The 23,693-nt window shown below is 35.1% G+C and carries 19 protein-coding genes and 1 riboswitch; of the genes, 16 read left to right on the top strand and 3 right to left on the bottom strand.

The window, feature by feature from the left end:
- Positions 1 to 1,664 precede the first annotated feature (1,664 nt).
- Entirely contained in the window at positions 1,665 to 2,282 is a 618-nt protein-coding gene (locus M5A78_RS04985) for an ACT domain-containing protein (protein ID WP_248734174.1), read from the bottom strand.
- A gap of 115 nt (positions 2,283 to 2,397) precedes the next feature.
- Positions 2,398 to 2,503: riboswitch (SAM riboswitch) on the bottom strand.
- Between the two features lie 109 nt (positions 2,504 to 2,612).
- Between M5A78_RS04985 and M5A78_RS04980 the strand changes: the two genes are divergently transcribed.
- Positions 2,613 to 2,936 carry an HNH endonuclease gene (locus M5A78_RS04980; protein ID WP_248734173.1) on the top strand — a complete coding sequence of 108 codons (324 nt, stop codon included), beginning with the start codon at positions 2,613 to 2,615 and terminating at the stop codon, positions 2,934 to 2,936.
- Between the two features lie 257 nt (positions 2,937 to 3,193).
- Here the strand turns inward: M5A78_RS04980 and M5A78_RS04975 are convergent, their stop codons facing one another.
- A complete protein-coding gene (locus M5A78_RS04975) occupies positions 3,194 to 3,703 on the bottom strand; it encodes a hypothetical protein (RefSeq protein WP_248734172.1) in 510 nt (169 codons plus the stop codon).
- Between the two features lie 344 nt (positions 3,704 to 4,047).
- On the opposite strand from M5A78_RS04975, the gene M5A78_RS04970 reads away from it, so the two are divergent.
- The 10 genes from M5A78_RS04970 (at position 4,048) to M5A78_RS04925 (ending at position 15,610) form a co-directional block, all read left to right on the top strand.
- Positions 4,048 to 4,869: a hypothetical protein gene (locus tag M5A78_RS04970; RefSeq protein ID WP_248734171.1), complete on the top strand. Its 822-nt coding sequence runs from the start codon at positions 4,048 to 4,050 to the stop codon at positions 4,867 to 4,869.
- Positions 4,870 to 5,221: 352 nt separating this feature from the next.
- On the top strand, positions 5,222 to 5,947 hold the full coding sequence (locus M5A78_RS04965; protein ID WP_248734170.1) for a helix-turn-helix transcriptional regulator: 726 nt from the start codon (positions 5,222 to 5,224) through the stop codon (positions 5,945 to 5,947).
- Positions 5,948 to 6,282: 335 nt separating this feature from the next.
- Entirely contained in the window at positions 6,283 to 7,158 is an 876-nt protein-coding gene (locus M5A78_RS04960) for a DMT family transporter (RefSeq protein WP_248734169.1), read from the top strand.
- A gap of 229 nt (positions 7,159 to 7,387) precedes the next feature.
- On the top strand, positions 7,388 to 7,711 hold the full coding sequence (locus tag M5A78_RS04955) for a BC1872 family protein (protein WP_248734168.1): 324 nt from the start codon (positions 7,388 to 7,390) through the stop codon (positions 7,709 to 7,711).
- Between the two features lie 313 nt (positions 7,712 to 8,024).
- On the top strand, positions 8,025 to 9,188 hold the full coding sequence (locus tag M5A78_RS04950; protein ID WP_248734167.1) for a YecA/YgfB family protein: 1,164 nt from the start codon (positions 8,025 to 8,027) through the stop codon (positions 9,186 to 9,188).
- 742 nt (positions 9,189 to 9,930) lie between these two features.
- The gene (locus tag M5A78_RS04945) at positions 9,931 to 11,889 is read left to right on the top strand and encodes a class I adenylate-forming enzyme family protein (RefSeq protein ID WP_248734166.1); all 1,959 of its coding nucleotides are present in this window, start codon (positions 9,931 to 9,933) and stop codon (positions 11,887 to 11,889) included.
- Positions 11,890 to 12,004: 115 nt separating this feature from the next.
- The gene (locus M5A78_RS04940) at positions 12,005 to 13,210 is read left to right on the top strand and encodes a cytochrome P450 (RefSeq protein WP_248734165.1); all 1,206 of its coding nucleotides are present in this window, start codon (positions 12,005 to 12,007) and stop codon (positions 13,208 to 13,210) included.
- A gap of 24 nt (positions 13,211 to 13,234) precedes the next feature.
- Positions 13,235 to 13,438, top strand: coding sequence for a ferredoxin (locus M5A78_RS04935; RefSeq protein WP_248734164.1), 204 nt, complete (start codon positions 13,235 to 13,237; stop codon positions 13,436 to 13,438).
- A 27-nt stretch (positions 13,439 to 13,465) separates the two neighbouring features.
- Positions 13,466 to 14,644, top strand: coding sequence for a thiolase family protein (locus tag M5A78_RS04930; protein ID WP_248734163.1), 1,179 nt, complete (start codon positions 13,466 to 13,468; stop codon positions 14,642 to 14,644).
- A gap of 327 nt (positions 14,645 to 14,971) precedes the next feature.
- Positions 14,972 to 15,610, top strand: coding sequence for a TetR/AcrR family transcriptional regulator (locus M5A78_RS04925; RefSeq protein WP_248734162.1), 639 nt, complete (start codon positions 14,972 to 14,974; stop codon positions 15,608 to 15,610).
- Positions 15,611 to 15,935: 325 nt separating this feature from the next.
- Here the strand turns inward: M5A78_RS04925 and M5A78_RS04920 are convergent, their stop codons facing one another.
- Entirely contained in the window at positions 15,936 to 17,174 is a 1,239-nt protein-coding gene (locus M5A78_RS04920; RefSeq protein WP_248734161.1) for a MerR family transcriptional regulator, read from the bottom strand.
- 193 nt (positions 17,175 to 17,367) lie between these two features.
- Here M5A78_RS04920 and M5A78_RS04915 point away from each other — a divergent pair, with 193 nt between their 5' ends.
- The 5 genes from M5A78_RS04915 to M5A78_RS04895 all read left to right on the top strand — a co-directional run bounded on the left by M5A78_RS04915 (position 17,368) and on the right by M5A78_RS04895 (position 23,576).
- On the top strand, positions 17,368 to 18,996 hold the full coding sequence (locus M5A78_RS04915; RefSeq protein ID WP_248734160.1) for an amidohydrolase: 1,629 nt from the start codon (positions 17,368 to 17,370) through the stop codon (positions 18,994 to 18,996).
- A gap of 31 nt (positions 18,997 to 19,027) precedes the next feature.
- Entirely contained in the window at positions 19,028 to 20,296 is a 1,269-nt protein-coding gene (locus M5A78_RS04910) for an NAD(P)/FAD-dependent oxidoreductase (RefSeq protein WP_248734159.1), read from the top strand.
- A gap of 14 nt (positions 20,297 to 20,310) precedes the next feature.
- Positions 20,311 to 21,783, top strand: a complete 1,473-nt coding sequence (locus M5A78_RS04905; protein WP_248734158.1) for an aldehyde dehydrogenase family protein — start codon at positions 20,311 to 20,313, stop codon at positions 21,781 to 21,783.
- A 25-nt stretch (positions 21,784 to 21,808) separates the two neighbouring features.
- On the top strand, positions 21,809 to 23,230 hold the full coding sequence (locus tag M5A78_RS04900; RefSeq protein WP_248734157.1) for an MATE family efflux transporter: 1,422 nt from the start codon (positions 21,809 to 21,811) through the stop codon (positions 23,228 to 23,230).
- 64 nt (positions 23,231 to 23,294) lie between these two features.
- Positions 23,295 to 23,576 carry a cupin domain-containing protein gene (locus M5A78_RS04895; RefSeq protein WP_248734156.1) on the top strand — a complete coding sequence of 94 codons (282 nt, stop codon included), beginning with the start codon at positions 23,295 to 23,297 and terminating at the stop codon, positions 23,574 to 23,576.
- Positions 23,577 to 23,693 lie beyond the last annotated feature (117 nt).

The raw sequence follows: 23,693 nt of genomic DNA, 5'->3' as shown, positions 1-23,693 counted from the left end.
TAATTTATTATTTGGACATATTAAGCTAAAGGGCAGGTGTGCGGCCGAGCCTAGATCGTATCATATAACGGGTGGGATTCCCGTCGAGTAAGAACTACCCATTCGCTCGTAGTGAGTCTTGGAGGGCTAAAGATAACTTTAGTCTTTAAGCGTAGACAGTTAGGTGGCGGGCGGAAAGGCAAATGGTTGAAGGGATTGAGCTCCATAATGTTAGTAAATCGAGAGGGCTGATGCTTTACCTGCAACAGTAAGCTACATTTTATCCTTCGTTTAAGGCAAGATAGATAAAACCTCTCTGGAGTCAGAGACCTTGGCACGTTACACATTGATATGATACGGCAACTTGGGAGACCCTACCGGTCTTTCTTGTTAGAAGAGTATGGTGTACAAGCGATAAAAAGTTAGGAAACCAAATGCCGGTGTAGGGAGTCGGATAGCAGCATAGTACCAATGAAGTTGGGTAATGCCGATGGAGGAAAGGCTAACTACCAGTTATCACCCTTGCTAGGGACACATTTACTACACTTAGAGGTAGGAATAATAAATGGAGACAAAACTAGGAAGGATAGCAGAATTAGCAAAATCTGATCCTAAGAGATTAGCAAGGTTTTGTGAATGGTAACTAGGAGGAGCCGTGTGCGTTGGAGCAGCCGTCAAGGCTGAAAATCTAATGGAGTGAAAGTCTCCTGTTGTCAATTGACCGATTCAGACAACTAGCATATCCGATGCGTGAGGAGGTAACAAATCACGTTCTGCTCGGACGTAAAAGCCATAGCTGCCTATATTACTCAGAGAATATAAGGTAGGAACAGTCAGTATGGCAAGCAAACCTAGAGGCCAGAAGGAATTAACGAATACTCCAGTCCCGAAATGGCTCCCCCTTCAGAATCTGTTGAAGGGAATGTTGCGATTCGCCGACCCATTGACGCATTGGGGAAGGCCGAAGCCCTATAGGAAGAAACGGTTAAATGCACTATAGGGGAAGCCGGGATATGGGCTCTAGCATCTAGGGAAAGATTTTCAGAGATAACGACTGGAAGGTCCTACTTCCAGCTGGGACGACAACAACCAGCAAAGACCAGTCATATAAGGTACCACCGAAATTGATTGGAGGATTTAGGACTGACGGATGAGGTCGTAGTAGCTATGAGGAAAGGGTAATGCTTTTCTAAATGTGTAGAAACATATTTCAACAATGGTAACACCAAAGTTGAGCAAAGGACCTCTGGGCACTTGGATGCCAAGGGATTGTAAATAGGACACAGAGCCTAATAGTAATAGTTATTCGTCCCGAAAATGGCTAATTATGTAGTAAACCTTTTTATTGATGGGGGAATATGGGTGTCGCCATTTAATCCTAGGATAATAAGGGAAGGCTCATTTATTATATATCCAAGGTCAGAACCGGACTCGGGAAATCCGACCGTCCGGGATCGCAGGGAGGCTTCAGGAAACGTGACTTTAATTAGTTTGCGCGCCTGAATTCTATCCAGACAATAGCGCAAGCACGGTTCTGTGAGGGGGAGGAACACAATCTACCGTAAGGTAGAGAGGTTCCTTTCTACTCGACTAATTTAATAGGAAGTTATCGTTAATGAAAACAAAAAGAAAAGGAGCATCTATTAGTCATAATTAGAAGCCCTTTTATTACCTGTAGGAAATCATTAATATTTCAAATCGACACACTTGCAAAAAAATTCATTATGGATTGCTGCAACAGCTCTTTTTTCATCATGAGCCTTTACACCAAATACTAAACTTATCTGAGATGATCCTTGATTCATATGTATCATTTCAATATTAATTCTTTTTTCTGCAAGAACCCTCGCTGCTCTGGCAATGCTTTCAGCATTATGATGCATTTTTCCTCCGATAAGCATAATTAAAGCAATATTACGTTCAATAGTCACTTTATCTGCCGAAAGTTCCGTACTAATCCGTTGTATTAGTTTACTTTCTATTATCTGATCTAATTGATTTTCATGTATAACAAGATTAAGAGCATCAACCCCCGATGGTATATGCCTATAATAAAGTTGAAAATCTTCAAGGATCTGAAGCAGCTTTCTTCCAAACCCAACTTCTTTATTCATTCTATACTTGCTAACATAAATGATGCAAAAATTATTTTCACTGGAGATTTCAACTACTGGTTCATTTTTATTATCATGAGTATTAGTCATTTTAGTACCTGAGACCGCAGGTTGAGATGTATTTTTTAAGTTTGTTTTTACTAACGTATCTGATGCTAATGAACTCTCTCTAAAGTTTACACCCTTCATCTCATCATCCCCTAATAGTCATTAACTTTTTATTATTTCCTCGTTTATATTCCAAACACAAAAAACCTCTTCTACAATAAATAAGAAGAGGTCATAACAAACTATTTCATTCCTCCCCTTATCTTCCAGAAACAATTCTGCAGAAATTAGCACCTTTTCAAGTAAAACTTGAAGGTTGCTGGGCTTCATAGGGTCTGTCCCTCCGCCACTCTGGATAAGAGTTTTTAATATAGTCACTTTAATTATTTATAAAAATATACCAGAAGGATATTTCTTAGTCAATCCTTAACTAGTACACTGATAAAAAATCATTTAATAAAATGCCTACTGATGAGGTCAACCATTCTAACACGAAGTGTTGAATACATGGATAATCGAATTAGTCGTTACAGTATGAAAATGGGACAATGTGAAATCACAGGAGTTTTCCTCAAAGCTAGTGATGTACATTGCCATCACTACATTCCTATTCACCTTGGCGGTGACGATTCATTCAATAATTTAAGAATTATCCATAAAGATGTACACATAGCTATTCATCAGACAGACCAAACGGCAATTAAGTCACATTTAATGGAATTTACAACTGACAATTCGATTATGAATAAATTAAATAAATACCGTGAAAAATGCGGTTTGGAACCCATTAAGTAGACCAAAACCTAAGTAACATGGAACTTATAATCTAGTATGAATATTTAGATGGAACGCGGAATGATGGGAAACTATCACGTTCCGTGTGGAGCAGGGGAAAAGCTGGAGATCACTTCAAACGCTTACCTATTGCAAACTTTAATTAATCACCGGGTTGCGGTTACTGTAGTGGTCACCAGTTTTTAGCTAGGTAATTCATATTATATTTCACACAAAAAGAGCCAGGATGTCCTAGCTCTTTGTTTTATAATTTCCTTTTATATAAATCGTGCGTCTCTATAAATAAATTCTCCATTGGAATCTGTCTCGTAATCAAAACAAGTTAATTGAAAAGGCACACTATCCTTGGATTGTTCCGAATCTAAAATTTCAATATCATTTTCAAAAAGTAATGATTCAATCTGTTGAATGGTCTTACCTTCTGGAAATTTGAGTTGAGAAATTACAGTTTCTTTATCATGCTTATCCTTCAGAACAACATTGGTATTAAACAACATTTGAATTGGAGGAATATCATAGTCGTTAAACCTTTTTGAAAATTTACTGTTGTTTTCGAAAATGGATTTAATTTCTTTTAATAAGTCATCACTAATTGTTTCACAAAAAGAAATTGAACAAGAATCCCAACTTACAGAGGGTTTTAATTTATTAGTAAATCCCTTTTTTAAAACTGCAATCGGTTGATGGTTCTTAAATTCGAATATCTTTTCAACTCGATAAATTCCAGCACTATATTGAGTTACCCAATCACCAATTTTTAGCTGCATTTTCTACAACTCCATTTATTCATTTGAAAATATTTTAACATATAAATCCATTCACTATTTAATGAATTTTTCTAAAGTAAAACTATCCATTGGATGGTTAGCAAGATGGTTAAAGGAATTAACTTAACAACTTTTTGTTTAGAACTTTGTGAAGAACTGTACTTACGCTAACGGGTAGCGATTGTTCAATAAGAACAGTCGCTTTTTGTTCTAAGAACATTTCAATTGGGCTTAAAAATTTTTTTTGCAAGTAAAGGGAACTCCTGGGGAAAATAAACAAAATAAATATACTCAAAAAGGCTGTTGATTAGATGAAAATAAGGTGGACCTTAACCATATTCATTGTGTTATTAATTACCATTGTTCCTTTTGCATCGGCTGCTGCTCCTTTTAAGGTATTTGTGAATGGGCAACCAATTTTCGGTCCTACTTCCATTGTACAGTTCATAGGAGGGTCTCCCTACGTTGCTATTGATGAGATAAGTAGCGAACTTAAATTGAATGTCGAATATGATGGGAAAAAGAAAACTCTTCATATTTCGAATATAGGAGAACCTCAATCGGAAGTAGTAGCCACACTAAAGAAAGCAAAAGCGACCCTTTATGCTACAAAAAGAGAAGGGAATTTAGAAAAATTAAGATTGGAGATAGATGGGAAAATTAGATGGTTCCCTGACTGGAAAAATTCTGATTTTCCATCATTTGGTCCGAGGTTATTTTTTGATGATCTTAACCAGGACGGAAAAGAAGAGTTAGTCATCTTATTAACAACAGGACATGGTACAGGAATAATGATTACAGAAGCTCATGTACTACAGAAAACGAAGACAAACATTGGAGAAATATATGAAGAAAAGCTAATTGATAATCCAGTGGCAATCATAAATAAGAATGTAAAAACGAAAAAAATATCTAATGACCAAGTTGAGATAACGATTGGTAAGAAGAAAATAAATGATACTTTTTATGAATACTTGAAACATGAGACAATTGATTTTTCTGTATATAAAAACGAACTGGTGGTTTATATGAGTGGTCAACTTTCTCCCTCAACAGAAGGCGGAATTCTGATTACCTATCAATTCAAGGATAATATGTACCAATCAAAAAAGATAGAATACTTAAAAAAGCGTCCAGATTTTATAATGGAGAGTTCTTTTCAATAAATATAAATTATTATTAAGTTGTTTATGAATTTTTTCGTTTTGAATTAAACGAGGAGAAATACTTAATTAGAAATTCTCTTTTGCTAAATCAACGGATGCGGTAGTTCTCCAAGCAATAAGGAACAATAGCAATCACTATCATTTTCTTGATCTTCCACAAACGGGCGCTTTCCTGAAAAAAGGAACAGTGCTTATTTTCATTATAAGGACAGATTGTTGAGTTAAAAGAAGGAATTTTAGTGGATAAAAATAGAAGTATTAATAAGGGATGATTTGATCCAAAGATAGTGTAAAATTGTGGGGAACATATTGTATTTATATTCTTATTAAAATAGGTAGGAGGGATTGTAAAATGGAAAAGATCAATGACCTTGTGGCAGAACGAAGAACTTATAGTGCAATTCAAGATACTCATTCTCATTGTTATGCACAGCTAATTTTACCTCTTCAAGGGCAACTGTCAATAATTGCGGGAGCACAGGAACTTCGACTGGATCATGAAACATTATTTTTTCTCCCTCCCAAGTGTTTACATACTTTTCATTCATCTGTACGTAATGAGTTTTTGATTTTAGATATCCCTCATTCTATGCTTACCAAAAGTGTGTTACATAATAGGGGATATTCATGGAAATTAAATAATCAATGGAAAGGTATTCGATATCTTATCCTAAATGAAATCGACCATAAACCTATAAATCAATCTGCGCTTAAGGAACTATATCCATATATTTCATTTTATTTACTTCAAGATCAACAACCTAAATCAATCAGTTATATCCATGAACATTATAATGAGAAAATTACCGTACAAAAATTAGCATCTCTTGAACATTATAATCGTTCATATTATTCCTATTGGTTTCTGAAAGAAACAGGAACATCCCCTTCAACATATATACAGGAAGTACGTTTGAATAAAGCAAAAGAATTGCTCCGTAGTACAGATTTACCTATTATACACATTGCAATCCAAGTCGGATTAGAACATCAATCCTCGTTAACTCGTTTGTTCCAAAAATATGAGGGAATAACTCCTAGCCAATTCCGAAAAGAAACCAGGATTTTAGAAATATAACCTCGATAAATCTGTAAAATTTGTCTAAAATTATCAAGTTAAACGATGCCAATGGATGCCATTGTATTATGATTTTTAGTAACACTATTTATTTGGTGTGGTTTATGTTTTATCGTTTTTACGCGACTTCAGAAGTCGTTCCAATAAACAAACAATTAATAACCCATTAAAAAATGACATTTGGTTAAAAGGTTCTGATATTTAGTCAAAATTCTTTATACCCATGAATGTAAAATTAAATATGGATCTGCTTGGTTGAAGGTCCAATACCCTTGATAACTGTGATTATGTTTTAGTCATGGTTATTTTTTTTGATAAACCATTTAAGGAGCAAAATGATGAAAACAGTATTGGGCTTATTTTTTACACTCTTATGGTCATCTGCAGCGATAGCCACAAAGTTTGGATTAAACTCTACAACCCCTTTGGTATTGGCTACTACTCGCTTTCTGATTGCTGGAGTGTTGCTATTTCTGTATGTTTACCTGTTTCATAAAAAATATCCTTGGCCTAAGACACAGGAGTGGCGGCCACTAATTATCTTAGGGTTATTAAATACAACAATTTATTTAGGTGCAACCTTTTGGGCATTGAAATATGTATCGGCAGGCTTATTTAATTTATTTGTTACAACAAATCCATTTGTGGTTGCTATCTTGTCTAATATTTGGTTAAAACGAAAAGTTTCATTAAAAGAATGGATCGGAATGATTGTAGGAGGTATGGGATTGGTAATTGCCACATGTCCATCTTTTACAAGCAATGAGGTAAAATTATTTGGATTGGTTATTTTAGGAATAGGAATGGTATCAATGGCAATTGGGAGTGTTTATTTTAATAAAGTAAATTTAAATCTACCTAGTATTGTTATTAATACTTGGCAAGTGTCAATTGGTGGAGTTGTGTTAATCCCTATAACCTATATCCTCGAAAAAGATCATTACTTTTTAATATTGGATTTTAATCTATTTGTATCATTAATCTGGTTAGTGTTCATTATTTCTATCGGTTCGATGTTGCTTTGGTTTTACCTTTTGAAACAGGATACGGTAAGGGCTAACAATTGGTTATTTATGACCCCAATTTTTGGATACGTATTAGCCGTAATTTTATTAAATGAATCTATTACTATGTTTAATATTACAGCAACAGTATTTGTTGTAGCTGGTTTACTAATTTCAGGTAATATAGCGATCCGTCCTAAACGGTAGCTGCGGAACTTATATCAAAACACAGTATTGCTTTTTCATTAAGGATAACGCTTTATAATTGGACTGTTGACTAATTACAGGTGATTCATACCAGAAAGCTGGAATGACGCGTGTAAAATAGAAAAATGGTTTTCAAAATTTTTGAATAAATACTGGAAATCAATTTCTTTCTGTTATATAATTAAAAATAATTAAATTAATTGTTATATAACAAAGGGAGGAAGCGGATTTGTTAAAAATAGACGCAATAGCACGTAGAATATTAGGTTGGAAATTAAATAGATGGGATAGATGGTATGATTATGAAAAGGGAATTTTCATCCATGATTCGGAGTTTCAGCCCGAGCAAAACCTTGATCATGCCATGCGAATCGTTGAAAGATTAGAAGAGTTAGGATTCACTTATACAATAAAAGGGGTTTCCAAGGTTTGCATTAATGACATTTGTGCAACTGGCGATACGTTGGCACAAGCGATTACGAATGCTGCTTACTCAATCATCGAACATACTTCAATTGCTGATAGCACTAGAATGTGGCCGAAATTATGCTAAAACTCCATTCAACCTTCTGAGGAGGTGCGGGAGGATCTGTTTGTATTTATTATGCGACCTGAATAGGCTCATCAGGCTGTCGAGATGTTCTCGACAGCCTTTTACTTTCTTTTAAGAATTAGAAAGACAAGAACTTCCTATATTAAAGGGGGGGTAGGAAATATCGAAACGGTATTATTATTTCCTTCCTCTTATATATTTTGAAAGTGCTCTAGTTTATAATTTTGAGTACAATTAATTTTGGTGAAAGTGATTACAACAACTATAATGAAAATTGAGGTTGAACAAAAAGAAGATGGAAAGGACTTACACAATGACATTTTTAGGAAAAATAAAACCGTACTTAACTAGCAATGATCCTTTAATTCAAGAAACTGTACTTCATGCACTACACGATTTTCCAAACGTACCGGAAGAATGGACGATAGAATTATTAAAGGAAGCTTTTAAAAACAAAGAGAAGCAAACTTCCATTCTAATCTATGTAGATAATCAAACGATAAATGAAGAGGCAGTCAAGGTTCTAATCGAAAATATCCCAATGATGGATAAGTCCAAAATGCATTTAGCAGTGAAATTGTTAGACCATATTGATCCAGAACTTGCTCTAAAATATAGGGAGCCACTGGAAAGATATATTAGGAAGGAAATGTGGTCGTTCTATGAGTTTTTAATAAATGGGACGGAAGAAGTAATATGCTCAGAATACGCTGCAATATTAAATGCCCTTGAACGTGCTGACTCTTACCAGCATGACGTATACATAAAAGCGAAAAAACTGGCAGCATGCATTGCTCAACATGGCTGGGTCACAGAAGATGAAATAGACTTGATTATTCAAGCGGAATTAAACGAACAATGGTTTTCTTTTGAGGGTATTTTAACAGTTTATATGATTGGACTGCTAAAACTTAAAAAGCAAATCCCATTTCTTGCAAGCTTGTTAGTACGTGATGACGATATCTTGTTAGAAGAAGTCTCTAATGCGTTAATTCGTTTTCAAACGGATGAGGTGGTTAAGGCGGTAGCACCTTATTTACAGAGGGAGGATTCGATTATTTTTGCAAGCTCCATTGTTGAAAATATTAAAACAGAGCTCGCTGTTCAGGTTTTAAGAGAGACCTATCAATGTACAGAAGAGTTGAGTGACCAAGATTTACTTGTCGAAGCACTCTGTCATCAGCTATCTAAAGAGGCACTTCCCGAAATTAGCGACCATATGAAAAAGGAGTATTTCTCAACTCTTGTTGATATTGAACAGACAGTTTATGGATTTTATTCCATTTTAGGCGAGGGTCACCCTGAGCTAGAGGAGTGGAGACTAGCAGCAATGGAAAGGGAAATGGATTTTAGAAACGAAAGTAAGCAGGGGAATTTACTTCAAAACGTTCCTTTTCAAAAGGAAAATAAAGTAGGCCGAAATGATCCATGCCCCTGTGGAAGCGGCAAAAAATATAAAAAGTGCTGCGGAAAATAAATGGATGTGAAAATCTACTGATCCTTTACCACCATGAGTAAAGGAAGTTGGAAATGCAGTTTTAAGCGCCGTTAGGCGTTTTTTCTTTTTTATATGTTAAATATTTTTGCCTTCAACTACTCTATCTTTAACCCCTTTTTTAGAAAGATAAATAAAAAACCCCTTATTTTTATATCCGATTAATAGCTATTAATTTATTTAAATCCATCATAGATAAACAGAATGAAATGAAAATTAATTATTGTTAATATTCTGAATAATAGGTTGACAAAAAAGTTACTCATGAGTTATTATTTTTATTGTATTCACTATCTAAATAGAGTTATTTCGCGTTAATTTTTATTTCTCAAAACCCCTGAATTATTGGGATAAGTAAAAACGAACGGCTTTAGCTGGATTCCTTGATCTACCATCAAAAAATTAGAATACAACGTTACCCTTCATTTTAACAAACCTCATGAAGCATAAGAGTAATTAATCATTTGTCTACTACCTGATTTAGAAAAACGCATGAGCGTGTTCTCCAAAAAAATATAGCACTGTTACAAAACATCCTCTAAAGTAACCGGATTTATATAACTGGTAGTCTATTATTTATATTCAACCATTTTTTCGGTAAAAGAATATCATCTATAGCTGTTAGAAAATTTAAAAGGGGCATTATCTCTTTTTAAATTTTTTTGTCCTGATAGGACTATTTCAGGTTGTGAATTTTAAATTTATTTAGAAGGAGCTTGATATTATGCCCGCATGGAAAGTGAATGGTGTTGTAAAAGGAATGGCAAAATCATGGAGAGATCAGTATCCGGTACTCAATGAGAAAGTTGAAAAGGTAAAGGCTCCCTTCAACAGGGGGATTCAATGGGAAGGCGCTGAGATATATGCCTATAAAGACAGACCAAATAGTATTACGGAGGTTCTTGAAAAAAATATAAAAGATTTTCCAGATAAAGAAGCATATGTTTTTCATCCAACAGGAATTCGGATGACGTGGAAAGAAGTAGGTCTTAAAGTAAATAGTGTAGCTCATTCATTAAGATACAAATACGATTTTAAGAAAGGCGATCGTTTAGCCATCATTACCGGAGGAAGTCCAGAATATATTTTTAGTTTTTTCGGTGCAATAAAATTGGGTGGAATAGCTGTACCAATTAATTTAGGTCTGGCTTCTGAAGGTATTGCTACACAAGTAAATAAAGTAAGATCTAAAATCTTAGTGGTTTCACCTCACATGTGGGAAAAAGTAAAAGAAATCAGAGATAAATTACAACATGTAGAAGAAATTTTTGTTACTGGTAACCAAAAGGTATCGGAAAAATGTGTGCCATTTTCAGACCTATTAAAATATGAAAATCAAATAGAAAATGTTTCGGAAGAAGTAGATGAATGGGACTTGTGTGCAATTTCCTTTACTTCTGGTACAACTGGAAGCCCAAAGGGAACGATGACATTACACTCGAATGCTTTAGCTTGTGCTCAAACAATACAAGATATGGTTTATGGGTTATCGTCTGTAGATGTAAATATCTGTATGCCTCCTTTGTACCATAATACAGCTGTTTATTGTGATATTATGCCTGCGCTATTGGTTGGGGCAAAATGCGTTATAATGGAAGCGTTTTCTCCGTTAGATGCGATTAAATTAATCGAAAAAGAAAAAGCTACATTTGCAGTAGCAGCACCAATCATGCTCACATTTATCATGAATCATCCTGAATTTAAAAAACATGATTGTTCTTCATTAACGAAACTAGTATTTGGAGGACACGCATCTTCTGAAAGTTTTATCAATCAGCTTATGAAAGAATTTTCACTTATTGCGGCAGTAAATGCTGGCTCCGTTTCAGAAAGTACTGCAACAGGCTTCGGATTGCCAACGGAAGATACAATTAGAAAGATTACTTCCTGTGGATTAGCTACTGCTTGTACTGAAATTACTGTTTTTGATGAAGAAGGGAATGAACTTACCGAACGTGATCAAATTGGCGAAGTAGCTTATAAAGGACAGCAAACGAATGCCGGATATTGGGAAGATAAAGAAAAGACGAACGAAACTTTTCGTAAGGATGGATATGTGCTTTCCGGCGATTGGGCAAAAATTGATGAAGAAGGCTACCTTTGGCTGCTTGATCGTAAGAAAGACATGATTGTAAGAGGCGGACAGAACGTTTATTGTATCGGAGTGGAAAATCAATTATATCTAAATGATAAAGTTTTAAGAGCGGCAGTAGTCGGTGTACCCGATCAACTTTTTGCTGAGAGAGTCAAAGCAGTAATTGTGCTTAAACCTGGTCAAACTAGTACTCCACAAGAAATAAGGGACTATTGCAGCAAACTTGTGACCTATTATGAAGTACCAGAATATGTCGTTTTTGCTAAGGAACTACCGGCAAATCCTGCTGGAAAAGTTTTAAAACAGAGTCTGGTTGATTTTTGGGGAGTACTTGACGACGAAGAAAATGCAGGTAAAATATTCCATAAGTTTATGGAAAGCATACCATCAAAATTGTTGGATCGTGAGCTAATAAAAATAGAGGGAACTTCTTTGACACCAAATCAGGTGTTTGAACACTTAAAAAATAATACTGATTTTAGTAAGAAAATGGCAGAGTTATTTAAAAAAGATGGCATTGTAGAATTTCTTAAACCAGATGAAGCTAGATTTAAGAAAAGTCCAATAGCAGTGGACAATAAGCGATAATTTCATCAGCATGTCAACAAGCATAAATAAGGAAATTTTTCTTTTTAAAATTAGCAGAATAGCAAAGTAATTTTCAACTTGGGAACATTCTTATTAATTCAGGAGGAATTATCAAATGCCATTAATAGAAGATTTACTAGATAAAGAAGTTGTTAATAATCCATATCCATATTTTCATCAATTACGTAAAGAAGATCCAATATATTGGAATGAACGATGGAATGGTTGGGTTTTTACACGATATCATGATATTAGCAAAATACTAATCGATAACCGTTTTACCGCTGAACGGATTAGACCTTCAAAAAATATGCCGGAACAGATGGTGCTGGACATGGCTTCTACGTATGAGATTCTTTCAAAATGGATGGTGTTTAATGATCCACCTAATCATACCAGAATTCGGATGTTGGTAAACAAAGCATTTACACCAAAAGCAGTCGAAGAAATGCGCCCGTTTATGCACGAAATTACTGATTATTTGTTGCATCACGTACAAAGTAAGGGAAAAATGGATGTTATCAGTGATTATGCCTTTCTACTACCCATTTTGGTCATCTCTAAAATGCTTGGGTTACCTGATGAAGACAGAGATTTATTAAAGCAATGGTCTGACGATTTGTTGTTGCTTGTTTTTGGAGCGGTAAAAGAAACCAATAGACATGAACGGGCAAAAAATGGCTTGCAGCAAATGGTTTATTATTTAGAAGATGTGATTCAGGCTCGTCATAAAAATCCACAAAATGATTTGATTACAGCGCTTGTAACTGCAAAAGAAAAAGGTGATGTCCTTTCTATGGGTGAGGTGATCTCTACATGCACTTTGCTTATATTTGGCGGACATGAAACAACAACTAATTTAATTGCAAACGGTTTATATTCACTTCTAAAAAATCCTGCCCAGCTAGAAAAATTAAGAGCAAACCCATCACTAATTCATTCAGCGATTGAAGAATTAATTCGTTATGAAGGCCCCAGTAAAGCAATTATGAGAATAGCCAAGGAAGATGTTGAAATAGCTGACAAAGAAATTAAAAAGGGCCAACGTGTTCTATTAATGCAAAACATAGCAAATCGTGATCCCGAAGTATTTGAATATCCGGATAAATTAGATATAACAAGACAGTCCAATCATCACCTCGGATTTGGCAAGGGAATTCACTATTGCTTAGGAGCTCCTTTAGCCAGACTCGAATCAACGATAGCGATAAATCAAGTTTTAAAGCATCTTAAAAATATTCAATTAGAAAGGACAGACTTGGAGTGGCAACCAAACATTATCAGCCGAGCATTAAAGCAGTTACCGGTAATTTTCGACTAATTTTCCGAGAGGGATGGATTGAGCATGGGCAATAGAATTAGGGTATATGTGGACAAAAATAAGTGCATAGGGTCGACAACATGTATTTATTATGCGGCACAGACATTTACATTAGATTCAGAGGGAAAATCAACAGTCGTGAATGTAGATGGAAATGATAGTAATAAAATTCAAGAAGCAGCTGATAGTTGTCCGATAAACGCCATCACGATTGTAAAGGATGAATAATAATTTTTTGGAGGAGAAAACCATAGTATGAATGATGTTGTAATTTGTGGTATCGGTATGACACAATTTGGTAAGTTTCTTAATAAAGGTCTTAAACAGCTCGGTAGTGAAGCGATCATAAAGGCTCTAGATGATGCTGGAATCCCAAGGGAAGCAATCCAAGCAGCATACGTTGGGAATGCGGTAGCTGGAGTGGTAACTGGTCAGGAATCGATTAGAGGTCAAGTCGTCCTCCGTTCTGTTGGTATGGGTGGTATACCTATTTTTAACATTGAGAATGCTTGTGCAAGTTCCTCCTCTGCACTGCATCTAGCATCAGTTGCTATAAAAGCAGGCATGTATGATTGTGTATTAGTTCTCGGTGTTGAAAAAATGACACATGAAGACCGAACAGTCACGATTAAAGCTTTTGAAGGTGGAGTAGATGTTGAAGAGATAAAGGATGCAATAGATGCTTCGAACAGGTCTCATAGTATTTTTATGGATGTCTATGCCAAGAAAGCTAGAGAATATATGAATCGATCGGGTGTCACTAAAAATCACTTAGCGATGGTGGCTTCTAAAAACCACACAAATGGAAGTAAAAATCCTTTTGCTCAAAGATCCAAGCCAATAACGATTGAAGAAGTACTTCTTGACCGGGTAGTCGCTGAACCCTTTACCAGATATATGTGTTCTCCAATCAGTGATGGTGCAGCCGCAGTTGTTCTATGTTCTGCAAACTATGCAAAAAAATTAACAAATAAACCGATTTATGTCGCTGCATCTGTTATCCTTTCAGGAAAAGAACATTCCATAGGGGAACCGAATGTAATAGAAGAAACCAGTAGAGCTGCATATCAAACCGCAAGTGTTGGGCCAGAAGAGATTGATGTTTTTGAGGTTCATGATGCAGCTGCATCAGCGGAATTGATGGCTTACGAAGAGCTGGGTCTATGTAAATTTGGTGAGGCTGGAAAATTAATAGAAGAAAAGATTACACATATTAATGGTCTAAAACCCGTTAATCCGAGTGGAGGGCTTGAAGCAAAAGGTCATCCAGTTGGTGCGACTGGACTTGGTCAGATTTGTGAGTTGGTAAATCAAATTCGAGGTACAGCTGGTTTTACTCAAGTTCAAAATGTAAAGATGGCATTAGCGCAAAATGCAGGTGGTATGTTTGGACTGGAAAATGCCGTCGCAGCTGTCACTATTCTAAAAAAATAAAGCAATGATTTATTAATAACAGCGGGAAACTTGTCAAGCCCTTTATAAAAATGAGTACTTAGTAAATGTTTTTCATTTATTGGGTACTCATTTTGTTAATAAAGTTGGATAAAATGTAACAAAACTGAGAGGAATCATCCTCCATTAACCGATTACAAGAATATAAAAAAATATCATGGAAGTAGTTTGTAATATAACTAGTTTAGGAGCAATTATTTAAAAAAGAAGGATTTTCTTGTAAAATGGTGAAAATATATACTTGACTCTTGCAAAAATATTGTCATTTAAAAATATTTTGTTTTTTGTTAATAATGGAGGAAAAGTGTTGTGGATTTTATTAATAATTTTACAAAAGAAACTAAACCTGAAGATGTTAGCGAACGAATACATCAAAATAGGGTGAATCAGAAAAGAGAAATAATAAAAACAGCATTTAATATGTTTGCTAAAAAAGGCTACTATAAAACAACATTAGAAGATATTGCTTCAGAAATGGGGATAACTAGAGCTGCTTTGTATCGATATTTTTCATCCAAAAATGAATTATTATTTAATTGTTACAAGGTGGTATTTGATTATTGGCTAGAAAAACTCGAGCAACCAAAATCTATTCAAGACCCACAGACACGTCTCACAAAAATGCTAGAAGCACATATTCTATTATTTCTTGAGGATTTTCCGTTTTCTATTCCAACATTAAGTTCAGATGATTCTTCTCCGCCCGAATATAAAGACCAAATTATCAAATTTAAAAAAGCGATTGTAGAACCTTATTTACTATGTTTACGGGAATGGCGTATAAAAAATCCTGACCAACTTAAATCAATCGACGATAAAATCATTATCAATACTCTTTTCAGTTCGGCAAATTCGGTTCCATTATGGTGGGACAGCAAAAGCGATCCTAAGTTGGTTGTAAAACAAGTTGTCTCTATATTAATGGATGGAATCCAGAAAAACCATTAAGCAGTAATTCTTAATTTTTACATTATTAAAGATGAAAAAGAAAATGATGGGGCTGCCGATAGATTAAATTTGTTATTTCAACTTTGAGCCATTTCTTTTTACGGCTAGAATCCATACATTAAAGAGCCTTATTTACCAGAAATCATTAACTCAGATAAATTGACAGGTTTGAGGTCGGGGGTTCGAACCCCTCACAGGTCATCATAACAGAACCTTGGTATCCTTTTTGATATCAAGGTTTTTTCGTTGTAACAGGATGTTTAGTTTGACGTAATACAGCTGAAGTGGCAACAAAAATCATAAAAAGTAAAAAAAGATGTGGGGTTCAAAATATTTCCGAGAATTTAAAATTATCTATTCTATTTGCAATATAACCGAGTAGATTAACTTTTTCACCTTGTTCATGATAATCAAGAAAAATACCAGGGTTATCTGTCGATCCAATAACTGTTTTGTTCTGAATCTTTAAGCCTTCTTTCTCTAAGTTATACTCAAGGTAATTTGGATATAAGACATGTTGATGTGAATTCGGATATAAGGTACGAAAATTTAGTAAAGAGGTTGCACCTTCATGGTAGTATAGATAGTTACCAATAACCTTAGTATCTTGATTTATATAATTTTGTAATAAGGTAATGGGGAAGACATTCATATGCGAACAAATATCGTTAGTGGTAATACTATCTATAATGACATCTATTGACCCTGGTTTAAGAGGAAGAGTATAGTCAGTATTTTGAATATAAATGACACGAAGTTTTGGATTGATTCTTTCAATAAAATTCCTCAATTTTTTAATCATAGTCAAAGAGAAACCACAAAATATATAAAAGGTGTCAAGGTCAAGTGACGATATGTACTTTGGTAAGGATGCAGAAATATCAATATTTGTTTCAATTACGACTTTATTAGATAAATTTTGTTCCTTCAATAACTTAATTATCCATTGATCTCCTTTTTCCCTTAAACTGACAAAGTTTGGGTTGAATTCTTTCATTGTTTCATCATTTAGGATACAGTAGGGAGATTCCTCTAAATTTGAAGTAATAATTATTCCATCTTGTATCGAGGTAAAGTAACCGCATGAACAAGTTAGTTTTGCTGCAGAAATTGAACTGTTCAATATGGACGCATCAGTAATAATTAATGGGATTTTACAATACGGACAATAAAAAAATGGAACAAATGAAATTGGGACACCTATAGAACTACATGGAACATTAGGCTGATCGAGGGATTGTAACTTATTATCCACGAGTCTAATGAATCGGTTTAGTTCCCTTTTTTCATCTAAAAAATTGTTTTTCTTATCCAATAAGAGTTTTTTGTAATAACCAATGTCAATATTCATCGTTAAACGTTTGTACGAAAGGAATTGTTGAATTTCTTTTAATGAGAATTGCAGAATCTTTAGTTCTACTATTAATTCCATGTCATCGAGGCAGGATTGATTCATATGAAACTGGGCCCCATTTTTCTCCGGAACTAATAACCCTAGTTCAATATAGTAACGAATAGTGTCGACAGAAACATTAAAAAGTTTAGCAAAAGATCCGATTTTCAATTATACCCCTCCAAGCTACAAAAAAAGTGGTCTTTAACTCCATATTTTTAAGAAATAATCCAATAATATCCTATTGACATAAAGTTAAACCTAACAATTATTATAAGTATAACGAATTTACATAACAATACAAAAATATAGAAAATTCTAAATATATTTATTCCTGAAATTACATTATAAAGGAGGAAATTGTGTGGCTGCTGATATTGTATTTCTAAATGGTGAGGTTATAACAGTAGATCATAAAAACAATGTTGAACAATCGATTGCTATTAAAGGGAACAAAATTATTGCTGTAGGATCAAATCAGGTTACAAGTTCTTATATTACTGAGAAAACAAAGGTTATTGATTTGCAAGGAAAAACCGTCCTTCCAGGGTTTATTGATTCGCATCTACATATCCTACACGGAACGAATAAATTAGGAGTCGATTGTAAAGAGCTACAAATCAAGTCAATAAAAGACCTTCTACAAGCTCTTAAGGCAAAAAAATTAGAAACACCAACCGGACAATGGATTAGAGCTTCAGGATTTAACGAAATGACAATATTGGAGGGAAGATATCCAACAATAGATGAATTAAATGAAATTTCTAAGGAACACCCCATCTATATTTCTCGAACATGTAACCATATATGCGTGGTAAATAGTAAAGCGCTAGAGATAGCGGGTATTAATGAAAATACAACTGATTATGAGAATGATCAAATTGAAAGAGATCAGACAGGTAATTTAACTGGGAGATTAATTGAGAGTACAAATATGAAGATGGCTGAGGTAGCAAAATATTCTGGTGAAGAATTGCTTAGATCTTTTAAACTAGCATCTGATGAGTTCCTCTCCTTTGGGATTACAAGTATTCATGATGCCGGCGGGCATGGTCCAGATCATTTCAGAAACATTTTCTTGGCAGTACAATCTGGAGAGGTTCGGGTTCGTGTATATGCAATGATATGTTCGTTGAATAATTCGGAAGAGTTTATTGACAAAATGATTGATGCTGGAATTGTTACTGGTATAGGTGACGATAAGTTTAGAGTTGGACCAGCTAAAATATTTACTGATGGAAGCAGTAGTGGTCCTACTATCGCAACAAGAAAACCTTACACTAGTAATCCAAATGATTATGGAATACTTTATTATACTCAAGAAGAAATTGATAAGATTTTAACCAAAGCACATCAAAAGGGATATCAGATAACAGCACATGCTCAAGGAGATCGAGCAATTGAAATGGTTCTGAACAGTATTGAGAGTTTACAGAAAAGGTATCCTCGAAAAAACTGTCGGCATCGTATTGAACATGCTGGAATTACTGAACCAGACTTACAGGAGCGCATGAAAAAACTTGATGTCATTCCTATTCCGAATCCTCCATTCTTTTATGAATTTGGTGAGTGTTATATCAAGAATTATGGAAAGCGCGTAGATCATATGTATCCTCTACGTGATTTCTTGAATCAAAAGATTATAGCTGCTGCTGGTTCTGATTGTCCTGTAACCTCCTGTAATCCGTTATTAGGAATCCATGTTGCCGTAAATAGAAAAAGCAAAAATGGTATTAATGTAGGTAGAAATCAACGAATCAGTGTATTAGAAGCAATTCGTATGTATACATGGAATGGGGCTTATGCAAGCTTTGAGGAAGAGCGTAAGGGAAGTCTCGAAGTAGGGAAACTTGCGGATCTCGTAGTATTAGATAACAGCCTTCTGAATGCAGAAGATCAGAATATTAAAGATTTAACAGTAACCATGACTATAGTCGATGGAGAAATCCTATTTGAGAGAAGCACCTCTAAATATGAAAATATAAAACAATAAATTAAATAACTACTAAAAGGAGACAATTTTCATGAGTACTTTATCATTATGGAAAGCTACAGCCAATCCCCCCAAAAAACGTCCTGTACTTTTGGGGGATGAAAATACTGATGTAGTCATTGTTGGAGCCGGTTTTACCGGTATATCTGCTTCCCTCCACTTACAGAAAAAGGGATACAATACTATCGTTTTGGAACAAGAAACCGTGGGATGGGGAGCAAGTGGTCGTAACGGTGGGATGCTATTGCCTGGATACAAACCTACATTAATGGAGCTAGCCGATAAGTGGGGCTTGGATGAAGCAAAGCAACTTAACGAACTTTCATTAGAGAGTCTACAACTTGTTGAGCAATTAATAAATGATTATCAGATTGATTGTTCCCTCCAAAAAACAGGACATGTTGTAGCTGCTTTTAAAGCGAAGCACTTTGAGGGGATGAAAAAAGAAAGTGAGTTCATCAATAAGCATTTTGGATATGAAACAAAAATAATAGAGAAAAATCAAATGGGTGAGGTTATTCATTCCACAGCCTATTACGGCGGTGTGGAAGATCCTTTAAGTTACTCTTTTCATCCTCTAAATTATGTACGTGGCTTAGCAGAGGCAGCTGAATCACATGGTGCAAAGATTTATGAAAAGTCGAAAGTTTTAAATGTGAAAAGAGAATCAGGATACGTAGAAGTATTTACAGAATCAGGAAAAGTGAAAGCGAAAGAACTCATTTTAGCAACAGATGCTTATTCTGAAAAAATTATGAAACCGCTTCATCAAGGAATTCTTTCTATTAGTAGTCAAATCATCGCGACAGAAATTTTACCAGAATCGACGTTAAAAAGATTGCTTCCAAAAGGACAAATGATTTTTGATACGAGTAACTTCTTATATTATTTTCGTAGGACACCAGATTCCCGAATTGCATTTGGTGGAGGAGATATTATTCCAAACCGCGGTGAAAGCGTATACAACGAAGTCTATGACGCGATGATTAAAGTCTTCCCTGAATTAAAGGGATGTAATGTTAATTATCGTTGGGACGGATTAATTGGTGTAACTAGAGATATGTTCCCGGTTCTCGGAAGAATGGAGGATGGCACATTCTTCGCAGCTGGGTATTGTGGTCACGGTGCTTCTTTAGCTACTCTTTTTGGGAAATTACTTGCACAATACGTTGTTAAAGAAAGTGAAGATATGTATCGATTTGGTGAAATGAAGTTAAAGCCATTTCCATTTTCAAGTCAGAAAGGATTACTTATCAATTTAGCAAGTAAGTATCATCGTTTGCTTGATTGGTTAGCGTAAAGGAGAGGATAAAAATGATGGAACTTAATATGTTTATCGATGGAGAATGGATTACTTCTACCTCTGGAGAAAAAAGGGAAGTAATAAACCCCGCAAATGGTGAGCTAATTGCAGTAGCAGCTGAAGGTGCTGCTGAGGATGCCAAATATGCTATATCGGTAGCACGTAAAACTTTTGATAGCGGAATTTGGTCTACACTTCCTTTTAAAACTCGTGCAAAATATTTGCATAATATCGCTAATTTGTTGGAAGAAAACGCAGAGGAAATAGCGATGCTTGAAACATTAAATAATGGAAAGATGTTACTGGCTGCAAAAACAGATGTTCAAAATGCGATTGAATGTTTCCGATACTATGCAAGCCTTATTACTCAACCAGAAGGTGAAATCTTTAATGTGGGCGACTCTGTTCAGACAATAGTTATCCGTGAACCAATAGGGGTGTGCAGTCTTATAGTTCCATGGAATTTTCCACTCCTTATGGCTTCGTGGCAGATTGCGCCTGCACTAGTAGCAGGAAATACATTTATATTAAAACCATCAGAGATCACACCTGTCACAGCAGTTAAACTGTTCGAAATTTTCGAAAAGGCAGGAGTGCCAACAGGAGTTGCAAATTTAGTAATGGGACCAGGAAGTACAGTTGGAAGCGAGATGGTAGATAGTAATTTGGTAGATAAAGTGGCCTTTATTGGTGGAACGGAAACAGGACAGAATATTATGCGTGTTGCTGCAGAAAATACAAAGAAAATTTCTTTAGAGTTAGGAGGGAAATCTCCAACCATTGTGTTTGCTGATAATGACTTAGAAATTGCCGTAGATAACGCACTATTCAATATCTTCTTAAATAGTGGTCAGGTATGTACAGCAGCTTCCCGTCTCCTAATTGAAGATAGTATTCACGACCAATTTGTTGAAAGACTGGTAGAGCGTGCAAAAAAGATAGTCATAGGTCATGGTAATAAAGCTACAAGTGAAATGGGACCGCTTGTTAGTGAAGCTCATATGCAAAAGGTATTAAGGTATATCGAAATAGGAAAACAGGAAGGTGCAATACTTGCTTGTGGAGGAAATAGAATAATAGATAACGGTTTTGAAAACGGCTTTTTTGTTGAACCTACAATTTTCACCAATACTAGACCGGATATGAGAATTGTTCAAGAAGAGATATTTGGCCCAGTCTTAGTAATTCAAAAGTTTAAAGATGAAGAAGAAGCAATCACATTAGCAAATGATACAGTATTTGGATTGGGTGGTGCTGTTTTTTGTAAAGATTTAGAGAAAGCGATGCGTGTAGTCAAGAAAATAAAGGCGGGCATCACCTGGGTGAACTGCTATCATGTAGCAACTATACAAGCTCCATGGGGTGGTTATAAACAGAGTGGAATCGGAAGAGGCTTAGGAATATTTGGCCTTGATGAATTTTCAGAAATAAAACAAATTAATGTAAGCTATAAGGCACACCCTGTTGGATGGTTTTCTAATTGAAAATTGCAATTAAGGGAGGAAGTTTATGAAGAAAATAGATGACCAAGAGCAATCAACTATTGACGCTAAAACACTTGAAGAAAGGGAATTAGGAACAAAAAATATAAAGAGTTTGTTTTACCGTTATATTTTCCTCGCTATTCTAGGTAACATTTTTTTGGCAGCGCCTTCATTTGTAGACGGAAATATTGTAGGGCAATTGGGGACAAAAGAGATGGCAGGGGTTGGTATTGGTTATACTGTACAAGTTCTCTCTCGTGCCATAGGTGTACTAATTGGAGTGGGAGCTGGAGCGGTTGTTGCCCTAAGGTTGGGAGCTGGCAAAATCGATGAAGCGAGAAGTATTACTGGTCAATCGATCTGGTTCGGTGTCATCTTGTCAACGGTTATTGCTATCTTTGGTTACATCTATAATGAACCTCTAATGCGTTTTTTTGGTGCGAATGATGCGGCTTTACCGTACGCAATGCAATTTGGAAATCACGCTTGGATTTTTTTCCCGTTTCAGGTATTAGCGGTTATTCTAAGTGTTTTTGCTATTCTCGATGAACGACCAGGACTTAGCACGTTGAGTTGGTTTGCAGGAGCGATTTTGGCTGCTACTGTTGAATTAATTCTATATCATAAGTTTCAATATGGAGTAGTAGCTTCTGCTTGGTCTAATAATATTTCTACATCGTTCCCAAGTCTGCTGATTTTTTATTTTCTTTTGAGTAAAACTTCCTTAAAACCTAAGTTGAAGGATCTTAGGATGAAGCTTAGCAACATGATAGAAGTTAATGCCACTGGTTTTGCCTCATTCTCAATTTCACTTACTATGTTTATCTCCATTATTGTCATCAATAATTTGTTAGCTTCATTAGGGGGAGAGTTACATGTATCTGCCTTTACAATCCAAAATGGATATATAACTAACTTTCTCGTACTTTTAATTATGGGAATAACAACTGGTATTCAACCTTTAATTAGCTATAATTACGGAGCTAGACTTTATAATCGAGTAAGGGAAGCTACTTCGTTAGGAATTAAATTCACATTCATAATGACTATTTTCTTTACCGTATTATTATTTTTCTTTACTGATTCAATAGTTAGTTTCTTTACAGGAGGAGACGCTGCTTTACAAGATATCGGTGTATGGTCGACCAGAGTGTTCAATCTTACTTTTCCGCTTGCGGCGATCATTTTGCTTATATCATGTTACTTTGAAGCAATCGAGCAAAACATTAAGGCAACATTTATAGCAATAGGGAGATCTTTTCTTTTTGCGATACCACTATTCTATATTCTTTCTAGTTTTTTGGGGGTTAATGGTGTATGGTACTCCATTCCGATTGCAGATGTACTTGCATTTATAGTAGCTGTTGTCTTTATGTATAGAGAGTTTCATAGATTAAGGAATCTTAATGAAAATGAAAAATATAAAGATGTTCAAAAAATAATCTAATTGATTTTGTATTTATTATTTTAATGAGATTTCTTAATTCATTTCGTTTTTATAAGGAGGAAGAATGATGGCGTTTGTTGTTAAAAAGATTTCAACTCAAGAATTCGAGCAAATAGGAGTTGATACATGGGAACCCTGGGAAAACACGACACACAAGGCTCATTGGGAAGTGGAAGAAACGGAAACATTTTATGTACATGAAGGAGAAGTAAATATTACAGTAGGAGATATAACTTATAATGTAGCAGAAAATATGTTGGTTTCTCTTCCAAAAGGACTTGTTTGCATTTGGGATATTCCGAAATATTTAAAAAAAGTCTATAAGCTAAATTTTGAGTTGGATTAAATCACGAGTGGGATAACATCACAGTGTAGTTCAGATTTGAAATTCAAAAAGTAAAAATTTAGTCTATCTTTTATTTTTGCTGAATAAAAAGAACGAAAATATTCCTAAAAATATATA

This window comes from Neobacillus rhizosphaerae (assembly GCF_937468385.1).
In the GTDB taxonomy this organism is placed as follows: Bacteria; Bacillota; Bacilli; order Bacillales; family Cytobacillaceae; genus Neobacillus; species Neobacillus rhizosphaerae.
The sequence above is the reverse complement of the archived record's forward strand: the minus strand, read 5'-3'. Positions and strand labels throughout refer to the sequence as shown.